1 protein-coding gene is annotated in these 535 nt (G+C 60.9%); it reads left to right on the forward strand.

The window, feature by feature from the left end; all coding sequences use genetic code 11:
* The first annotated feature begins 309 nt into the window (after positions 1-309).
* Positions 310-495 (forward strand): DUF1059 domain-containing protein, encoded by a 186-nt coding sequence (locus ENZ74_RS33850; RefSeq protein WP_013529972.1) that lies wholly within the window; start codon positions 310-312, stop codon positions 493-495.
* The last annotated feature ends 40 nt before the right edge of the window (positions 496-535 follow it).

The raw sequence follows: 535 nt of genomic DNA on the forward strand, positions 1-535 counted from the left end.
TCCCAAGACCTTCAAGGATCCTGGCCTGCAGGTCGGTGAAAAGGTCCGTGTCTCATGGGACATGAGCGGCAAGAAAAAGATTGCCGAGGCTGTCAAGATCGCCAAGTGAAGGCCTGCCCGCCAAAACGGGACGAGACGAGGGCGGAGCGATGCTGCTCCGCCCTTTTGCCGTTGACGGCAACCAATACCACCCCATCTGTGTTATGCTTCTCACCCGTTCGCGGTCCGCGGTTTCAACCCTGGAACCGGACATGGGCCAAAAAAGTGCCGGAGCCTCGACCAGGCTCCACGGAGAAAAGGAGAAATCTCATGAAGGAATTTCACTGCGGGTCGCTCGTGCCCGGCTGTGACTGGCACACACGTGCCGACGAGGAAGCCGAGGTCATGCGCCGTGCCGTCGAGCACATGCGCGAGACACATGGTGAGACGGTCATCCGCGAGACGATGATCGAGGCGATCCGTTCGCGCATCGAAAAGACCCGCGACGCGGCCTGATCTACCCGGCCTGCAAGGCTTCGGCGGCGCGCTTGAGGAG

The organism is Mesorhizobium sp. M7A.F.Ca.CA.002.15.2.1 (assembly GCF_003998715.1).
Classification (GTDB): domain Bacteria; phylum Pseudomonadota; class Alphaproteobacteria; order Rhizobiales; family Rhizobiaceae; genus Mesorhizobium; species Mesorhizobium ciceri.

Excerpts from the sequence above, each read along its gene's own strand:
- ENZ74_RS33850 (WP_013529972.1), top strand. The coding sequence starts at position 310 with ATGAAGGAATTTCACTGCGGGTCGCTCGTGCCCGGCTGTGACTGGCAC.